This window comes from Amaricoccus sp. (assembly GCF_017993425.1).
Lineage (GTDB): Bacteria > Pseudomonadota > Alphaproteobacteria > Rhodobacterales > Rhodobacteraceae > Amaricoccus.
In genome coordinates this window covers 21,454-38,522 of the sequence record NZ_JAGOMQ010000023.1, presented here as the reverse complement: position 1 = coordinate 38,522, position 17,069 = coordinate 21,454, and the positions used below count along the sequence as shown (strand labels likewise).

The following is a 17,069-nucleotide window of genomic DNA, read 5'->3' as shown; positions in this document are numbered from 1 at the left end:
CTTTTCGGCTCTAACTCACTTTCGGTGCAGCGCTGCGGTTGATCATGCCGCGCCGAGAAGCCGCGCTCTAAGGAGGTCGAGCTTTGCGCGGCCGTACATCTGGCGCTTGACGAGCTTGAGCTTGGTGATGTGCCCCTCGGTCTGGCCGTTGGACCACGGCAGGGACAGAGCCGCCGTGACGGCCGCCTGATCGTCCCGCAGCCCGCGGGCGAAGGAGGCCAACGGTCCGGACGGCGCGTCGTCGAGCCAGGTGTCGAGGCTGGACGGGTCCCGCTTCCGGACCATTACCTGGAACCGTTCGAGAAGCTGCCGGCTGGCAGCAAGGAGGGGGACGGCGGCCTCGATCACCGCCACGGTCACCGCATCCTCCTTGGTGAGATGCGCCCGCTTCTGGATCAGCATCATCGCGATCTTCCGGGCCGAGGGGCATTTTCGGGGACCGGAGGTATGCATGGCCTCCGCACGTCGGCGGCGCGTGGCCCACTCGGTGACGACGCGGAGGCTGCCGCCGAAGCCGGCGAGGCGGAGACGACGCCAGAGTTCGGCACCGTTGCGGCATCCGCCGGACCAGGCCTCGTCGAGCTGGACGAGCCAGGGCTCGAGCGAGCTCATGCGAACACGGAAGACGTCGTCGCGCTCGCCGCGCAGAATCCGCCGCACCGTCTGCCGGCTGCAGCCGGTCCGGAGGACGATCTGCTTGATCGGCACCCTTTCGTCCGCCAGCGCCCGGACAGCTGCATTCATCTCCTCGCGGCGCAGGAATCCCTCGTACTGCAGCCGCTCGGCCGAGGTCAGCAGTTCGGGACTCACGGTGCCCGCGTCGACCGCGCTGCGGATCGACGTCATCGACCGCCGCACCACATCGAGGAAGGCCTGGCTGGCGTTCGCCATCAGGTGCCAGCGGTCGGCCACCTGCACCACCTCCGGCGCCGCGCGGGCGACCGCTTGGCCGTAGCCGCCGCCGCGGTCCCGCGACACGATCTCGACCTCGGGGTGGTCCGCCATCCAGGTCTCGACGGTGGCGGCTTCGCGGTCGGGAAGCACGTCCACGATCTCGCGCCGCTCCAGGTCGCACACGATGCTGCCGTAGCGATGGCCGCGCTTCCACGCCCAGTCGTCGATGCCGATCACCCGCGACGCCGGCCGCGCCGCCGGCGCCCGCGCCCGGACGGTCCGCAGCAGCGTGTCCTTGCTCACCGGCATCAGCAGGCGCCGGGCCAGTCCTTGGCCGGGACGCCCGCCGAGCGCGAGGCCGAGATGATGGACGATGGTCTGCAGCCGCGCCGTGCGGCGGGCGTAGGGAGCGACGATGTCCTCGCCGAACCGCTCGGCGAAGATCTCCCGCGGGCAGAGGTCGTTGCCGCACCGGAACCGCCGCACCGTGAGCGCGATACAGACGCGCCGGCCGTGCGCGGGAAGATCGGAGAGGGACCGAACGTACCGGCTGTGCCCCCGCCGCGAGAGCTTGCCGCAGCCCGGGCAGGCCGACCCGACATCTCGCGACCGCGCGGCCGCCGCCACGCAACCCTCCTCTATACGCACGTTGTCGATGATCAATCCCGGCGGCAGCAACGCCGCCGACGATCGGCTCCCAACCATCCCTGCTCCCCTCAAGTTCGGAGCAGGACACTATCCGCCAGGCTGATCGGCTGCACCGAGATTGAGTCAGAGCCCCTTTTCCACGCCGACAGAGGGTCCCGATTGAGTGCTGGTTGACAACACAGGCATCGTTCGATGCTTTCGACACTATCTCACCGCCCCCGAGTTCACCGTCCCCCGAGCACCGCCTCCGAGCGACAGGAGGGGCACGGGCTTCGCCCTGGGATTCGACCTTCTTCTGTTCAGGGGAGGTCTGCGGCCGCGGCCCTCGCCGGAACGCGCCGCTCCTTCCTCCGCCAACCCCCTACCGGCGGTCCGGCCTCTCGAAGGAAAAGGCTTCCCGACCGCCCTTCTGCGGTCCCACGCCGGGCCAGCCGAGCATGATCGGGGCCAACGGTTCCAGCCGATCGGCCTGCGGCTCGAACGCATAGAAGCGCACACGCTGGTTCTCGAGCCTGACGCTCTCGACGAGCATCTCGTCGCCGACGAACAGCGCCGGCGTGACGTCGGTGTCCAGTCGGATCGGACCGTCGAGCTCGAGGTCGATCGCGAGCACCGCCTCCTCGGCGGGACGGAGCGGCTCGACGTAGCGGAGCTTCGGCGGGGCGTAAGCCACCCAATCGATCTTGATGTCGCGGATCCGTGGCAGGCGGGGCCGCAACACCGGTCGACGCGGTTCGGGAATGCTGTCGTCGGCGTCGGTCATGGCATGTCCTCCTCCGAAGGACGGCGCGGAATCATAGCACGGCGTGGCCGCAGCGAGCGATAGGACGAACAGGCGCGCCGCTGTCCGACCTGTTGTTCGCCCCAGCCTCATGGCTCGCGGACGACCTGCAAGACGTCGAACGCGATCCCGTTCCTGGCGTGGCCATCGGCCCTGATCAAGATCGCCCTAATGTCCGACGGGTCAAACCTCGGGCCCTCGGCGCGCAGGCATCGCGGCGGGAAGCGCAGCGTCGTCAGCATCGACTTCGTGGCGGTGAGGGCATGGTCGAAGGGGCGCGGCACCGGTCCGATGTCGTCGGAAGAGATCCACGCGACCGAGCCATGGCCATCCTCCACCCCAAGGTCGAACGCGACGCCCGCCGGGGGATTCCCGCCGCCGTCCGAAACCTCCGCGACCCGCAGCCAGATTTCGCGACCGCTGTTCGGGCCGAGGTCGAGCGGCTTGGCGAGGCCGCTGCGGAAGACGCCGGCCCCCTCAACGACCATTCCGTTCGACATACCCCAGAAGCTATCGGTGCGATAGCCACCGGCAGCGCCTTGCCAGAGCTCGTATTCCTCCACGGTCAGCGCCGCCGACTGCGATGTTGGCTGATCGAGGGTGTTCTTGACGATGCCGTTCGCCTGCTCGTGATCGTCCACCGTCATCTGCTCCTTCCATTCAAAGGAGAGATGCACATGCCTTGGGTCGAAGCCCGGGGGATGCTGCCGGTAGGTGAGATAGCCGGTCAGCGCATGATCGAGGAGGAAGCTGCGGTAGAATGCGATGCCGTATCCGGAAAGAATTCGCTCGTGGGCGCTTCTGTCGAGGATGTCAGGGGGGAGCCTCCCTTCCTCGTCGGTGACCCACTCTCTGTTGAAATAGTTGTGGCCGGCAAAGTCGACATATACTTGGCTCTTGAACGGCGCAGGGCGCAGCTGGTCGTAGAACCCGGCGCCGCCATTGTCCGTGACGTCGCCGTCGCCGGCCGGCAGGATCGTCATAAAGGCGTAGCCGTCGGGCTGATTTCCGAAGAAGTTCGTCGGTGCGAGCGAGAGGACGGCGCGAATGTCGACTCCAAGCGCGCGGTTCGCCTGGTTGCCGGCAACGACCACAGCCTCGCCGCCGCGCGAATGGCCGAAGAGCCCGACCCGGGTAAAGTCGATCCGCCCGCCGAAGATCGCGTCACCGCCGGTGTCGAGACCCTGGAAATGTGCCACGGCGCCCAACAGGAGATCCGCACGGGCGTCGATGTTGGCCGAGGTGAGGTTGACGCAGTTGGTAGCGTTGCAGTCGAGGGAGGCGGCGATCACCCCGAGGCGAGCCAGTTGTCGCTGCAGGAAGCGGTAGCCCTTGTGGTTCGGAATCGGCAACCACCCCGGCCCGGCGATTAGTCCGCCGGGGCAATCCTCCCGATTCCGGTCCGCGGGGTCATGGACGGTCGCATGGTTGCCATGGGCGAGGAACACGATCGGCGAGCGTCCCAGCTTGGCGAGCCGCTGGTTGAACGGCTGGCCAGTGCCGTCATCCTCTGCCGGATAGAAGACGCTGCCCCGCACGTCTACGCCGTCCGTGAAGTCGACCTCACTGACTGGGAAGAGGTCGAGGCCGGCGGGATCGGCACCGACCGGCGGCGCAACGCAGCGCGGATCGATCTGACGTGCGGTGGCGCCGACGCAACTGCCGACGATCTGTTGGACATAGACCGGACTGGTGCCGGCGATCGGCTTTGTGGCGACCACGGGCGGGCCGCCGTCGCCAATCTTGACGGCGTTCTGGTAGACCTTGATCCGGGCGCCCGCCGCCCATCCGGTCACCAGGATGGCGGTGTCCCCGGCCTGGATCGGGGCAACCTCGGGTGCCGGCATCTTCGAGCAGGCCTCGACGACGACGACCCCGGGTGGCGACGGCGGATTGAACGGGCACATGGTCTGCGCGACGAGGATCTTCTCTCCTTCGGCCGTCGCGGGCGAGGCCGGCACGAAGTGGAGGATCCCCCAGGTGCGGATCGGCCCGACAACCGTGCCGCCACGCTCGACCGTGAACCGAGCGCCGTTCACGAGCTTGTTCACCGCGATCCGCTCGGCACCGGCATAAACCGGGTCCACGCCAGGTGCCGGCACCGGGTTCGGCGGCGCGCCCGTCAACCATTCGACAGAGGGCGGGCTTGGCTCGCCGCAGAGCTCGGCCCAGGCCCGCACCCGCTGGGCGAGGCCGTAGTCGGGATTGACGTTGATGCCCTGCTGCGCCGTTGCACCATTCTGGCGTCCGACCTCGACGCCGTCGGCGGTGATCCAGGCGTTGCAGCCGGTCAGGAGATTGCCGACCCCGGTGCGCGAGCCGCACTCGAAGACCGGATCCGGCGAGATCTGCGGCCGCGGAAGCCCGGCCGGGTAGAGGTCGTGGAAGTCGATCACGGTTGCATTTGCCCAAGGACCAGGCACCCCGTCGACGATCTGCCTCGCCCTCAGAACCTGCCCGGCTTTCAGCGGTCCGACGGAGGTGAACGAGTAGCCGATCGGATCGGGGAAGCCGGCCTGCTGCGGCGGCATGGCGACACCGTCGATCTCGAGCTCGATCATGGCGTGCGGAACGAACCCGACCACGGTGACGACCGTGCCGCAGGCGAACGGCGGGACGATGCCTATGGCCGACAGGACTTCGCGGCTGTCATGGAGGTTCAGGCGGTCGATCGGGACCTCAGGCATGTCGCGCGCTCCTTCCGAAAATGACAGCCGGCTTTCCATCGATCTGCGGGGCGGCGCGCACGAGCCGCGTGGACGAATCGTAATGGTCGAAGGCCGCACAGGCGCAGGCTCCGTGCACCCCGGAGGCTACCCCGAGTGAGACGACCGCGAGGAAGAAGTTGCGCGCGATGGCCGCGGGAAGTCCGCCTCGCGCCAGCCCGACGCCGGAGCTCGAACCGGGCCGTTCGCCGCGAAGGGCGCCTAGGCAGCCGCATCCCCCTGCCGGAGCGGCCGCCGTACGATTTCCATGCGCACGACTTCCCTGCATCGCGTCGGCGACCAGCACGCCGATGAAGCCGACAAGCATGGCCAAGCTCACGAGGGCCGCGGGCCGAGCCTGCCAGCCACTCAGAAGCATCAGCCCGACGGCGGTCTCGACCGCGATGACCGCCCCGACCACGCTCCGCGGGCCGCGCGCCACCGCGCCACCACCGCGTCCGAAGAGGAGATTCCGAACCGTGCGCTTCGCGGCCCGCGGCGAGCGCAGCTTGGCGATCGCCGCGATCAGCCAGAAGATCCCGAGACCGAGCTGCATGAGGTAGAGAAGCTCGGTCCGCAGGGCGACGGAATCGACCGCGCTCATGGCCGTGTCTGCGTGCAGTCGATGGGCTGGCAGCCGATCCGGAACATCACGGTCTGGTACCACGACAGGAGGGCGCCCCAGCCGCCCCAGGCCGCGAATCCCGCGAGGCCGCATGTCTGGCCGCCCACAATCCCGGCGACGAGGGCGACGATCCAGCCGACTTTGACGATCCAGTCCAGGATGCAGTAGACGGTGAGTACAATGCCGCAGAGCGTCTGGCTCGCGCAGATGATCGTCCAGATCAGGAAGAGGATCAGCCCTACCACGGTGATCACGATCCCGATGATCCAGACGACGGGATAGCCGACGCAGACGCCGACGACGATGACGATCGAACCGACCAGGATCAGGATGATGCTGATGACCAGCAAGATGTCACAGGAAATCGACCCGGTTCGCGGGGGCGGGATCTGACCGCTACCGTTTCCGTCTGACGGAGTGTCGGGTGGCCCATCGACCGGGATCCCTCGCGACCCGGTCAAATTGCAGACCGGGAGACCGGCGTCCGGTGCGAAACGGGCCGTCGCGCCCACGCCGTATGCGCCCCCGGCCGTGAAATCGATCGCGCCGCCGGTGCTCCCGTTGCCGATCCAGCCGCTGTCGGTCCGCACCGTCCCCGGCCCATTGAGGATCGAGGCTTCGCGGCCGCCAGGCAGAGTGACCTTCCAGTCCCAGCCGGTCGGCGTCGGGGGCTGTGCAGGCGGCGGGGAAGGCCATTCGACGCGGCCGACAAGCTCACGGTGCGGGGCGGGCAGCTGGGTCGGGCCAAATTCGACGTGGACGCCAACCGGGCAGGGAAGGCATTCCTCGACCTGGACGACGCCCGACTGCCCGGTGTTGAACGCAAAAGCCGGCAGCGGCGGATTGCAGAGGAGGACACCTGCCTGATCGACGATCGTCACCGTGACCGTCGAGGCATAGTCGATCGGGCGGTGCTTGAGAAAGATCGGCCAGTCGAGCGGCATGTTGCCGGTGACGCTCGTCTGTCCGCTAAGGGCGCCGTTCACGTCCTTACCGCCATAGGAGAAGGTGGCGTAGGCGGTGTCGCCGACCTGCAGCGGCGGATTGAACCTGACGCTGTAGATCACGCGGCGGAAGTCCGTCTCGGGCCCGCTGGTTTCGCAGGGACCGACGGCGACCGAAACGCTGACCTGCGGGCAGCGGCTGCAGTTGACCCGGATCGTGCTCTGCACCGGCGGGCACTCACCGACGTCGATCCGGCGCAGCTCGACGATGTAGACCCCCACAGGATAGTCGTGCGTGACCTGCGGCGCCGCCACCGAGGCCGCCGGAGCGCCGGGAAACGCCAGCATGAAGTCCGCGCTCTGCGACCCGTCGCCGAAGTCCCACCGGAAAATTCCCTGGCCTGGCCCAGGCAGGCTGACCTGGGCATCGAGCGTGACGGTCGCTTGGGGAGGGGTTCCAAAGCAGGGACTGACGGTCGGATGGATGGTCGCCCGCACGCACTGCGGGCAGGGAAGTTCGACAGTCAGGCGATCGGAACAGCCACCCGGGCCGGACGGGTCGGCGGGGTCCACGCACTTCGCCACGAGCCCGATCTTGTCACTGCAAGCGACGAGGTCGACGAGATCGATCTGCTCGTCGATCGTCCCAGTCCTGGGGTTCACCATGCGGCTGACGGGCGCGATGACCGCCGGAAAGGTCTCGAAGGATATCAGGTCGCTCGGACAACCGAAGAGAGTCCCTTCGACCCGGAGGCGCGCCGGCACAAGGCTGCCGCGCTGCACGATCCCGCTCACGGCCGAGAGGACAATCTCGCAGCCCTTCAGCGCCTCGACCTTCGTATCGAAGCAGGCCGGGTTGCCCGCGCACCGTACCGTGACGGTGACCTGGTCGCCGACCTGCACCGCCGCGGTCAGCGGCACGTCGAACAGGAAGGTTTCGTTCGCGTCGACCGAGGCGGTAATCCCACCGGTGATCCCGGGGACGATCTCGACGACCGGGCAAAGGGTCGCCCTTCCTGCGACGCGCAGTCGCGTCGGCCCCACGCCGCCGAAGGGCGTGACCGCATTGATGCTGACGATGTTGATGCTGCACGGCATGGGCAAAACCCAATCGCGACGGGACCTCGGCCGTCAACAGGGCGGAAAGAAACTGACGAGAGCGCTACGCGGACAAAGGCTGGCGGCTATCAGAATGTAGAATACCTAAAACTGACGGCCGGTGACACGCACTGCACGATCCTACCACGAGGTGTCGCAGGCGTCTCGCCATTTTCATGCCCGGGCCGCCGCGCCACCATTTTTTCGCTCGCTAGGCCGGAGCGCGGCCGGCAGGCCATTCAAGCCGCGCATCGAGATCGAGACGATCGCCTGGTTCCCCGACCAAACCGAAGCATCGCCATGAGTTCGTGCTCCTCATGGCTTGAGGTGTCGTCTGCGATGGAAAGACCGACCCTCGGGCATCGTCGCCTGCCTGGCTCCACAGGAGGCTTGGCCCATTGCAATGCGGACGAAGGTCTAGGCCGAGGCGCGCGGCCTTCATGGCAACGAGCGCATCGGCGGAAGCCGGCAGCTTCCGATCTCGATCGCGATCATGAGGGCGGCCACGAGGCCGCCATAGACTGCGGAGGCCCAGCCGGTGCCGATGGAGAGGAAGGCGACGGCGAGTGCGGCACCGATCGCGATCGCCCATTTCAGCGCCCAGCCGATCAGTCCGACCAGTCGACACCAGGTCATCTCGCAAAGAAGCTTAGCAAGCAGGAGCGTCGCTAGTGCCACGATCGCCGTCGCCGGCAGGAGCGCGGCGACGAGCGGCGCGAGGAGCGGGATTGGTATCGAGGCGATCGCCAGAAGCATGGCGAGGACAGCGAACGCCGCGAGCAGGATCATGGCTTGGCAGAGCGCCTCGAGGACGCAGACGACCGCCAGGACAAGCCACTTCACTACCGAAACGACGATCATCACAATGGTCTTGAGGATGATGACGAGGATCTTGCAGATCGTCTCGACCAGCCATTCGACGACCGACTGAACGAGCCACTCGATGAAGGTCAGGATCACGGTGACGATCGCGCAGATCCACTTGTTGCAGCAGAGGCAGTACCAGATGCACTCCTGCGCGGCGCACCGCTGCTCCTGCTCCTCGCGCGACTTTTGGATGGGGACGCGAATTTCGGTTTCGATCGGTTGCCGGATTTCGGAGCATTCCTGTTCCAGCTTCCGGAGGAAGCGCTCGAGGGGCCGCTCGATCGAGTCGCGGAACCAGTCGCCGATTTCCGTGCAGCGGCTCATCGGCGCGGCACCGGCGTTTGCATCGACGCTCGCGCTCGCGCGAGGAGGCGCAGGAGCTCGAGGGCGAAAAAACCACGCGAGAGAAGCAGCGCCGCGGCCTTCGCCAGGAGCGCGGCGGCCAGGGCGGCGCCGAGCGCGCCTGCAATGGTGCCGATCCCGGCCTTTCCCACCGTGAAGGCCACCCAGGCGCGGAAGCCGAGTACGACCAGGGCCGCGAGCGCGGCCGGCTGGCAGCCACAGACACCGAGCAAGGCGCTCATCTGCTTCGCGGTCGCCCTCCGACGGCGCTCGGTGCCGAACGCCGGGCCGATCTCGACCACGGGATGCCGCCAGAACCACTCGGACGGGGTTCGCAGCAGCCGTGCCGCATCGCTCGGGGTCGCTATCGTCAGCGCGTAGTCCGGCTGGGCCGAGGTCTCGATCGCGGCCATCAGAACCACAGCCGAACAAAGAAGCGAGGCCTGGCGGGTCCGAACAGTTGTGCACGCGACTCTGCGGTGAGCTCGCCATAGGCTAGGTCATTGCGGCGGAAGGGAAGGAGGTTCTCGTCGATCGCGTTAATCCAGAGCACGACGCCGCCCATGGCGGCAGTGTTGAGGGAGTGCCCGATCTCATGGGTGCTGACCGAAGGGCTCCCAAAGGCAGCTGGAAGGATTGCCCGTGCCGCGGTGGGCCAGACCAAGAAGGTGAAATTACCTTGGGTGAAGCCGCCGGCGAACGTCGTGAGTCGGGTGATGAATCCCTCGGCCGATTCGACGACGCCGGTCGTGGGGTCGACAGTGACGGTCAGAGCCGGAAGACCGGGCAACGGCGGAGAGAAGCGCGACGCGATCGCGTTGAAGAGGAAGAGGACGAGACCGGGAAAGGTCCCGAGCCAGGCGAGCGGAAGGAGCCAGCCAGACCAGCCCAGGAATCCCTGGAACACTCGGTTGCCGGCCACGGGCACGACGGCCGCGAGCGAGATGAGCACGAAGGCCCAGAGAGCGACGCGCGGCGCCCAGACCGCATCGAAGGGCGTGAGCAGCATGAGCAGGGCGAAATTGCATCCCGCGTTGAGGCCGATCATCCACCCCCGTCCGAAGAACTCGGCCGCCGTAGCGGTGGTCGGCGTCGCGATGCCGCCCGGCGGTGTCAGGAGGGTCCTCGGCGGACGGGGAAAGGGGACGCCCGGGAAGGAGCCGCCGACGCCGGAGGTCGCGATCACATAGCCGAGAAGGAAGGCAAGGAAGCACGCGATGAAGATCGCGACCAGGACCAGCAGGATCGCGAGGATGACCCCGAGCCCAGCCAGGAGTGCTGCCAGCGCGGCGCCGAGCGCACCGAGCGCCGCGATGATCGGTGACAGAAGCGGCAGGATTGCGGAGAGCGGCAAGGCCGCAAGCGCGCCGATGAGGGTCGCGACTGGGATCCCCAAGGCGACGAAGCCGGGGACGGCAACAACGGCGGCAAGGAGCACCCCCACGGCCCAACCCAGGAAGATGAACATCGGTCCGACCAGCGCTTGGAATGGCGTGTCTTCTCAGGCTTGCGACGGCGGAAGGGCGTTTCGGCACCAGCGGGTCCGCATTGCGCGGCAAATCGGCTCGAGGCAACGCGATCGGCTCTGGCGCGGTCTGCTTGACGTTAACAGAACAGCGCGGAATTTCAACTTGCTCTAGCCGTGGCGGACCGTGGGGGACGCCTGCCGCGATGAGACCAAGGGGTGGCGGGTGGCAGACGCGCTCCTCCGCCGGTCGGTGTCGTGTCACCTCTCGATCAGGCTGGTCGGCGACGTTGGGTGCCGCGCTGGAAGCCGATGCCGATACAGCTGACGACGGCGCTCAAGGCGAGCGTGGTGGCGAGCGCCGCGGTCGAGCCGTAGAGGCCGAAGAAGGCCATGCCGGTTGCCTGCAGGATGCTGAGCGAAATGCGGGTGACGAAGGTCCAGCCCCCGAGCCCGGCGGCGTTGCCGCGCCAGCAGGTGAAGACCCCGCTGCGCTGGTCGGACGCCGAGTCCGCCGTCGCCGCCGAGGTCAGCCGCCAGCGGCGCATGCTGGTCGCGAGCGAGCCGGCAGCGAGCCCCGGCGTCGATACGGTGCCGACCGTCGAGTTCGACATGCCCTCGGTGGTGACGGTGGCGCCGGACGACGGCAGCCAGTTGGCCGGGCGCGCCAGCCCGAGATGCGGCTGCAGCGAGAAGTCGCGTCCGTTGGATCGCATGGCATCGAGCCAGGGCTGGCCGGCCCGGCTCCGAGCGTAGAGCGCGAGCGTGCCCGCGGCTGGGGCCGCCGGCGCGCTCGAGGCGGCCGACAGGATCGCCGGCTTCGGCAGCTCGACCCGGCCGCTGGTCCGGTCGATCAGGATGGCGTCGAGGTACGCCGTTGGCCCGGGCCGCCTTGGTGACCGCCGCCTCGATCCCCGCGCCGGCATGGTTCCAGAGCGCCGCCGGGGTGTTGACCGCGAGCAAGGGAGTGACGACGACGACCGATGCATCGGCGAGGTTACAAGGGCCAGCGTGGGCTGACGTCACAGCGCCCCTGAGCGGACGCTACAGACACGACTCCGTTGGCCGAGCCCAGACAGCGTCGTGCCCGGAATGGCCGTCAGCGACTCGCCCAGAGCCTCTGCCGGGCAAGGCGGCCTCGAACGGATTGCCAGGTTCTGCTCGAGCGTCGTCGGCAGGTCGAACAGCGGGAACACGAGCAGCTGCGCCGCCACCGCGAGCCCCGGTCCCACGGCGACGTTGGCGACCGTCCCCACGAGCCCCTCATCCGGGACTGGCCCATCACTCCTCCCTGAGCCCAAGCCGCTCAAGCAGGTTTGTCACGGTCGAGACGTGCCAGCGCCCGCCGCGGCGTGTGAGCATGCCGCGGGCGTTCAGCTCCGCCGCCACCGCGCGGAGGTCGGTCGCGCCGCCGGCGCGGATGTCGGCCAGCACCGGCGCGAGATCGCGGGCATGCGCGTCGGCGTTGCGGCTCACGGCCGCCCGGAGCGCCACGGCGCCCTTGCCGGCCCGAAGCAGCGCCGCCGCGCCGTTGGGGTTGCCGAGCCGGACCCCGCGGGCCTTCGCCGCCGCCAGCGCCGCCCGGGTCCGCTCCGAGATCGCAGCACGCTCGGCCTCGGCCACCAGCGCCATCACCCCGACGGTGAGGTCGTTCGCCCCCGGCATGTCCACCGCGACGAAACGCACGCCGCTGTCGGGCAGCGTCAGCAGGAACGCGGCGTTGCGGGAGAGCCGGTCGAGCCGGGCGATCGCCAGCGTCGCGCCGGTGACCTTGGCGAGGTGCAGCGCCCGGGCGAGCTCCGGCCGGTCGGGCTTCCGGCCGCTCTCCACCTCGGTGAAGCGGCCGAGCAGCGCGCCGCCCCGGCTCGCCACGAAGCCGTCGATCGCCTGCCGCTGCGCCGCGATCCCGAGCCCGCTCGCGCCCTGCCGCGCCGTCGAGACCCGCTCGTAGCCGACGATCCTCATCGCGCTTCGCCTCCACCCGTTCAGTCGCGCGCCTTTGGCGCGACCAGAGCTGCCAAACGTTCGTTGCGCAGGTCTGTACGGACGCTCTCGCCGGGGCGGAATGCAAGCCATTGTCCGCACGCGAGGTCCCCCGAGGCGCCAACCCGCGCGCCTCACCCCTCCAGCGCCGCCGCGCCGCCAAGGTCGCGGATCAGCGCCTCGAGCTCCGCGTCGCTGAGCTCCGTGACCGGACGCCCGTCGATGACGCCGGGACCCGACAGCGGCGCGGCTACGGCGACCCGCGCGCGCGAGGCCGGCGTCATGCCGAGCTCGACGAGGTAGCGGCCCATCAACTCCAGCTGCTTGTTGACGATCCCGAGCAGCGGCGATTGCTGCACGTGCCCGGAGGGCGTCTTGTAGAGGAGCGGCCCCTCGCGCATGCGGTCCTCCGCCTCGACCCAGCGGCCATAGGCAGTAGGCGGCGAGCGCCGCGCGGTCGATCGTGGTGAGCACGCCCATGCCGTGCAGCTCCGCCGCCACCCGCCGCCACTCCCGCGCCGCCGCGGCGGTCAGGTGCGCCGGGCAACGCGGCGGCGCCGCCTCCCGCGGCCGGGGACGCGGCGTCGTCGCCGGCCTCACCGCTGCCTCCCCTCGCGGCCGATCTGCGACGGCGCGGCCGCGGCGGGCGGATCGGGCGGATCCTCGCAGACGGTCACGATCTCGATCCGCAATGGCTCCGCCGACGCCGCGGTCTCGGCGACCGCGACCCGGCTGCGCGCCGCCGGCGTCATGCCGAGCTCGACCATGAACCGGCCCATCAGCTCGAGCTGCCGGTTGGCGACGCCGAGCCAGGGCGATTGCTGGACGTGGCCGTTCGGGGTGCGGTAGAGCGCCGGCCCCTCCTTCAGCTTCTCCTCCGCCTCGACCCCAGCGGCCCCAGGCCTGGCAGTAGGCGGCGAGCGCCGCGCGGTCGATCGTGGTCAGCACCCCCATGCGGTGCAGCGCGCCGGCGAGCCGCCGCCATTCCCGAGCCTGCTCCCGAACCATCCGCACCGCGCGCTCACGCAACTCGGCCGGATAGGGCTTCACCGTCCTCTTCGTCTCCATGGCTCCAATCTCTCAGACGTTGGAGCCTCCGGGAAACCCGGCGCGGTTCAGCCGAGCTGATCCAGCTCTGCTCCGGGAGCGCCTTGAGGAGGAGCTTGTGCAAGTTGAACGCCTGGCCGCTCACGGATTGGTCCGCGCCGTCGACCTTGATCCTGCCGCCGACGAGATCGACCAGAAGCCTCGGCTCGGTTCCCGGGTCAGAGAAAGCCTCGAGGCTCAGGCTCAGACCGGCGTCTTCCTCAAGCTTCAACGCATGGCCCGTCTCGACCAGCTTGATGTCGCTCGCGGCCGCAAACGCCCGCCGCGCCGTTTCCGCCGGACGCGGCGCGACAAACGTGATCCTGTTCCCACGCGCGTAGCCTCGGAGTTCCGCCGCTGTCGCGGGGCGTCCACGACCCGGCGCGCGAGGGTCAGGAAGGCCGCCGTCCGATCGGAGAGGTCGGGCAGGCGAGCGCGCCTCAGTTTGCTGACGCCGCCGATCTTCAGCCGCCCCTCACGCGCGACGAACGCCATGCGCGCCTGATGCAGCGGACGCCAGCAGCTCGTCGTCTCGCGTCCGTTCTCGATAACGGGGACGGTCACGATCGGCTTGCTGTGCGTGACGACAAACACGACCTCAGTCGTCGTCATGGTACGACGTCACGCGACACAGGTCGCCATGAAGGTCGGCCTCGAAAATCTCCGCCGCGGTCCGTCGAAACATCTCGACGGCCGCCTCGTCCAGCCGCGGCACGGCGTCGGCATCCCGGCCGAGCAGCTCCGCCACCGTCGAGCATCGCAGGAAAGCGATCCGGTCGGCCGCAACGTCGAAGATTGGGCGGTGGTCGAGATAGGCGACCAAGGCGACGTGCTTGGGATCCTGCAGAACCGGCTCCGTCCCTCGCGCAATCAGGTCGACGCCGTTTCGCCTTGCCTCGGCGATCAGAAGATCGAGCCCCGCGTCGCAGCCCACCTCGGCAAGGTGGTGAATGTCCACCACCAGGCCCTCCGGACACTCGGCTTCCGGGCCCATGAACAGCGCGCCGACGGCGTCACGCGCCAGCGTGGGCTCGCCTTGGAACACGGCGAAGTCGAAACCTGGCATCTGGCTTCGATGGCGTTCCAGGAGCCGGCGGAGAAGGATGAGATCGACGGTGCGAACAAACTTCGGGTTCACGAACTTCCTGAGATTTCGGGGCACGACAACTCGCTCCATGACTACGAAAACCCGCCCCGATAATCGGGCGCGGCCGGCAATCCGAAGGTCAAGGCGCCGCCCGGTGAGACGAAATGCGAGCGGCGTGAGTAGAAGTCCTGTGAAGCTTAACGCGCCAGGACCATGGTTATTCCCAACGCGATCAATCCGGGCCTCCTGACCCCTGCCGAACGCCGCGCCGAGACCTGCCGCCTGCTCGCGCTCGGCATGATCCGCCTCCGCGCCCGGCAGTCAAGCCAAGTATCTGCTGACGGCGGAGAGAGTTCGCTACACATCCCGCCCGACCGGAGCGGTCATGCGAAACGCCCCCGACGGAGAGTCGCATGACCGACCCGATCCCCGCCCGCCTCGCCGCGCTGAAGACCATGCCGATGCCGGAACTGAGGGCCGAGTGGCGCGCGCTGTTCGAGACCGAGCCGCCGCAGTTCAACCGCCGCGCCCTGGAGAACCGCCTCGCCTACCGCATCCAGGAGCTCGCCTATGGCGGGCTGAAGCCCGAGACGCGGAAGCGCCTCGAGGCGCTCGGCGACCTTTACGACGGCGACAACATCGCTACCCGGCGCATCCGCCACGACGCGCGGCCGGTCGTGGGCACCCGGCTGATCCGGGAGTATCAGGGGGTCGAGTACACCGTGACTGTGCTCGCCGACGGCTACGAATGGCAGGGCCGGCCCTACCGCTCGCTCTCCGCCATTGCCCGCGCCATCACCGGTACGCGGTGGAACGGGCTCACCTTTTTTGGCGTCAAACGCCACGCGAGCGCGGCATGACCAAGCCGGCCATCACCCGCAAGTTGCGCTGCGCGGTCTACACCCGCAAGTCCACCGAGGAGGGGCTCGAGCAGGAGTTCAACAGCCTGCACGCCCAGCGCGAGGCCTGCGAGGCCTACGTCGCCAGCCAGCGCTCCGAGGGCTGGGCGCTGATCCGCGAGCCCTACGACGACGGCGGCTTCTCCGGCGGAACGCTGGAGCGCCCCGCGCTGAAGCGGCTCCTTGCCGACATCGAGGAGGGGCTGATCGACGTCGTCGTGGTCTACAAGATCGACCGGCTTTCGCGCTCGCTGATGGACTTCTCGAAGCTGGTCGACGTGTTCGACCGGGTCGGCGTCACCTTCGTTTCGGTCACCCAGTCGTTCAACACCACGACCTCGATGGGGCGGCTGACGCTCAACATCCTGCTCTCCTTCGCCCAGTTCGAGCGCGAGGTCACCGCCGAGCGCATCCGGGACAAGATCAGGGCGTCGCGCGCTAAGGGCATCTTCATGGGTGGCAACGTCCCGCTCGGCTACGTCGTGAAGGACCGGAAGCTCGTGGTGTCCGAGCCCGACGCAGCGATTGTCCGATCGATCTTCGAGCGGTTCGTGCGGATCGGCTCGCCAACGACATCGATCCTCGCAAGGCGGAGAACTACCGCGCCAATCATGACGGCGGGCCGGAGCTGCTGGTTCCCGACGTCGCTGACGTGCGGCTTGGCGACCTGCCGGACGTCACCCCCGATCTGGTCTGGGCGTCGTTCCCGTGTCAGGATCTCTCGCTCGCCGGTCCCGGCGCGGGGCTCGCGGGAGCGCGCAGCGGGGCGTTCCGGCCGTTCTGGGAGTTGGTGCGCCAGCTGCGCCGCGCCGGACGCGCCCCCAAGCTCATCGCGCTGGAGAACGTCTGCGGGGCGCTGACGAGCAACGGCGGCCGCGACTTTCGGGCCATTGCCGAGGCCGTCTCCGATCTCGACTATCGCTTCGGCGCGCTCGTGGTCGACGCCGTCCACTTCCTGCCGCAGTCGCGGCCGCGCGTGTTCCTGATCGGGGTCAGGGGCGATCTCGGCATTCCCGCGGCGCTGACGGCCGATGGCCCGGGTGCCCTCTGGCATTCGCCCTTGCTGATCGCGGCGCAGCGGCGTCTGTCGACCGCGGCGGCGGAGGCCTGGCTTTGGTGGCGGCTGCCCTCGCCGGCGGCGCGAAACGTCAGCCTCGAGGCGCTCCTCGGGTCGGACCCGCCGGACGCGAGCTGGCGCTCGGCGGCCGGGGTCGAGGCGCTGCTGGCAATGATGAGCGTCGGCAATCGTGCCAAGGTGGCGGCGGCGCAGGCCATCGGCTGCCGGGTTGTCGGGACCGTCTATCGCCGCACCCGAAAAGACGCCCACGGCATGCGGCGTCAGCGGGCGGAGGCGCGCTTCGACGGCGTGGCCGGCTGCCTGCGCACGCCCGCGGGCGGATCGAGCCGGCAGACCGTGCTGGTCGTCGAAGGCGACAACGTCCGCGCGCGGCTGCTGTCCGCGCGCGAGGCGGCGACGCTGATGGGACTGCCCGAAACTTACGTCCTGCCGGCGCGATACAACGACGCCTACAAGCTCGCCGGCGACGGCGTCGCCGTGCCGGTCGTCAAGCACCTCGCCGAGAACATCCTCGATCCGATCCTGCACCCCTGTCTGACCCGGGTGGCCTGACAGACACCGCCTTCG

Annotated in this window: 18 protein-coding genes and 1 pseudogene; 3 read left to right on the top strand and 16 right to left on the bottom strand. The window is 68.8% G+C overall.

The features are described 5' to 3' along the window. Positions 1–42: 42 nt before the first annotated feature. The 16 genes from KBB57_RS12345 to KBB57_RS12270 form a co-directional block, all read right to left on the bottom strand. Positions 43–1,599 carry an ISL3 family transposase gene (locus KBB57_RS12345; RefSeq protein WP_290750516.1) on the bottom strand — a complete coding sequence of 519 codons (1,557 nt, stop codon included), beginning with the start codon at positions 1,597–1,599 and terminating at the stop codon, positions 43–45. Between the two features lie 304 nt (positions 1,600–1,903). After that, a complete protein-coding gene (locus KBB57_RS12340; RefSeq protein WP_290750515.1) occupies positions 1,904–2,305 on the bottom strand; it encodes a hypothetical protein in 402 nt (133 codons plus the stop codon). A gap of 107 nt (positions 2,306–2,412) precedes the next feature. Continuing rightward, positions 2,413–5,010: a hypothetical protein gene (locus KBB57_RS12335; RefSeq protein WP_290750513.1), complete on the bottom strand. Its 2,598-nt coding sequence runs from the start codon at positions 5,008–5,010 to the stop codon at positions 2,413–2,415. After that, positions 5,003–5,632, bottom strand: a complete 630-nt coding sequence (locus KBB57_RS12330) for a MauE/DoxX family redox-associated membrane protein (protein ID WP_290750511.1) — start codon at positions 5,630–5,632, stop codon at positions 5,003–5,005. Before KBB57_RS12330 ends, KBB57_RS12335 begins: the two co-directional genes overlap by 8 nt. Then, positions 5,629–7,695 carry a hypothetical protein gene (locus tag KBB57_RS12325; protein ID WP_290750508.1) on the bottom strand — a complete coding sequence of 689 codons (2,067 nt, stop codon included), beginning with the start codon at positions 7,693–7,695 and terminating at the stop codon, positions 5,629–5,631. The genes KBB57_RS12330 and KBB57_RS12325 overlap by 4 nt, the downstream gene beginning before the upstream one ends. 438 nt (positions 7,696–8,133) lie before the next feature. Next, positions 8,134–8,886, bottom strand: coding sequence for a hypothetical protein (locus tag KBB57_RS12320; protein ID WP_290750506.1), 753 nt, complete (start codon positions 8,884–8,886; stop codon positions 8,134–8,136). After that, the gene (locus tag KBB57_RS12315) at positions 8,883–9,317 is read right to left on the bottom strand and encodes a hypothetical protein (protein ID WP_290750503.1); all 435 of its coding nucleotides are present in this window, start codon (positions 9,315–9,317) and stop codon (positions 8,883–8,885) included. The genes KBB57_RS12320 and KBB57_RS12315 overlap by 4 nt, the downstream gene beginning before the upstream one ends. Further along, positions 9,317–10,372, bottom strand: coding sequence for a hypothetical protein (locus KBB57_RS12310; RefSeq protein WP_290750500.1), 1,056 nt, complete (start codon positions 10,370–10,372; stop codon positions 9,317–9,319). The genes KBB57_RS12315 and KBB57_RS12310 overlap by 1 nt, the downstream gene beginning before the upstream one ends. A 269-nt stretch (positions 10,373–10,641) precedes the next feature. After that, complete coding sequence (locus KBB57_RS12305; protein ID WP_290750496.1) at positions 10,642–11,295, bottom strand: hypothetical protein; 654 nt, start codon at positions 11,293–11,295, stop codon at positions 10,642–10,644. 96 nt (positions 11,296–11,391) lie between these two features. After that, on the bottom strand, positions 11,392–11,625 hold the full coding sequence (locus KBB57_RS12300) for a hypothetical protein (RefSeq protein WP_290750494.1): 234 nt from the start codon (positions 11,623–11,625) through the stop codon (positions 11,392–11,394). A 25-nt stretch (positions 11,626–11,650) separates the two neighbouring features. Further along, positions 11,651–12,334: a recombinase family protein gene (locus KBB57_RS12295; protein WP_290750492.1), complete on the bottom strand. Its 684-nt coding sequence runs from the start codon at positions 12,332–12,334 to the stop codon at positions 11,651–11,653. A gap of 152 nt (positions 12,335–12,486) precedes the next feature. After that, complete coding sequence (locus tag KBB57_RS12290; RefSeq protein WP_367272685.1) at positions 12,487–12,753, bottom strand: P27 family phage terminase small subunit; 267 nt, start codon at positions 12,751–12,753, stop codon at positions 12,487–12,489. Between the two features lie 195 nt (positions 12,754–12,948). Next, complete coding sequence (locus tag KBB57_RS12285) at positions 12,949–13,221, bottom strand: P27 family phage terminase small subunit (RefSeq protein ID WP_290750582.1); 273 nt, start codon at positions 13,219–13,221, stop codon at positions 12,949–12,951. A gap of 152 nt (positions 13,222–13,373) precedes the next feature. Further along, the gene (locus KBB57_RS12280; protein ID WP_290750588.1) at positions 13,374–13,670 is read right to left on the bottom strand and encodes a hypothetical protein; all 297 of its coding nucleotides are present in this window, start codon (positions 13,668–13,670) and stop codon (positions 13,374–13,376) included. Then, positions 13,667–14,050 (bottom strand): hypothetical protein, encoded by a 384-nt coding sequence (locus tag KBB57_RS12275; protein ID WP_290750489.1) that lies wholly within the window; start codon positions 14,048–14,050, stop codon positions 13,667–13,669. Before KBB57_RS12275 ends, KBB57_RS12280 begins: the two co-directional genes overlap by 4 nt. Next, positions 14,037–14,600, bottom strand: a complete 564-nt coding sequence (locus tag KBB57_RS12270) for a hypothetical protein (protein WP_290750486.1) — start codon at positions 14,598–14,600, stop codon at positions 14,037–14,039. The genes KBB57_RS12275 and KBB57_RS12270 overlap by 14 nt, the downstream gene beginning before the upstream one ends. 338 nt (positions 14,601–14,938) lie before the next feature. Here KBB57_RS12270 and KBB57_RS12265 point away from each other — a divergent pair, with 338 nt between their 5' ends. From KBB57_RS12265 to KBB57_RS12255, 3 genes and pseudogenes are all read left to right on the top strand, one after another. Further along, positions 14,939–15,385, top strand: coding sequence for a DUF2924 domain-containing protein (locus tag KBB57_RS12265; protein WP_290750483.1), 447 nt, complete (start codon positions 14,939–14,941; stop codon positions 15,383–15,385). Beyond that, positions 15,382–16,014 (top strand): annotated as a pseudogene (locus KBB57_RS12260) (recombinase family protein); the annotation flags it as partial. The gene KBB57_RS12265 and the pseudogene KBB57_RS12260, both read left to right, overlap by 4 nt. Beyond that, positions 15,957–17,054, top strand: a complete 1,098-nt coding sequence (locus KBB57_RS12255) for a DNA cytosine methyltransferase (RefSeq protein ID WP_367272690.1) — start codon at positions 15,957–15,959, stop codon at positions 17,052–17,054. The pseudogene KBB57_RS12260 and the gene KBB57_RS12255, both read left to right, overlap by 58 nt. Positions 17,055–17,069: the final 15 nt, after the last annotated feature.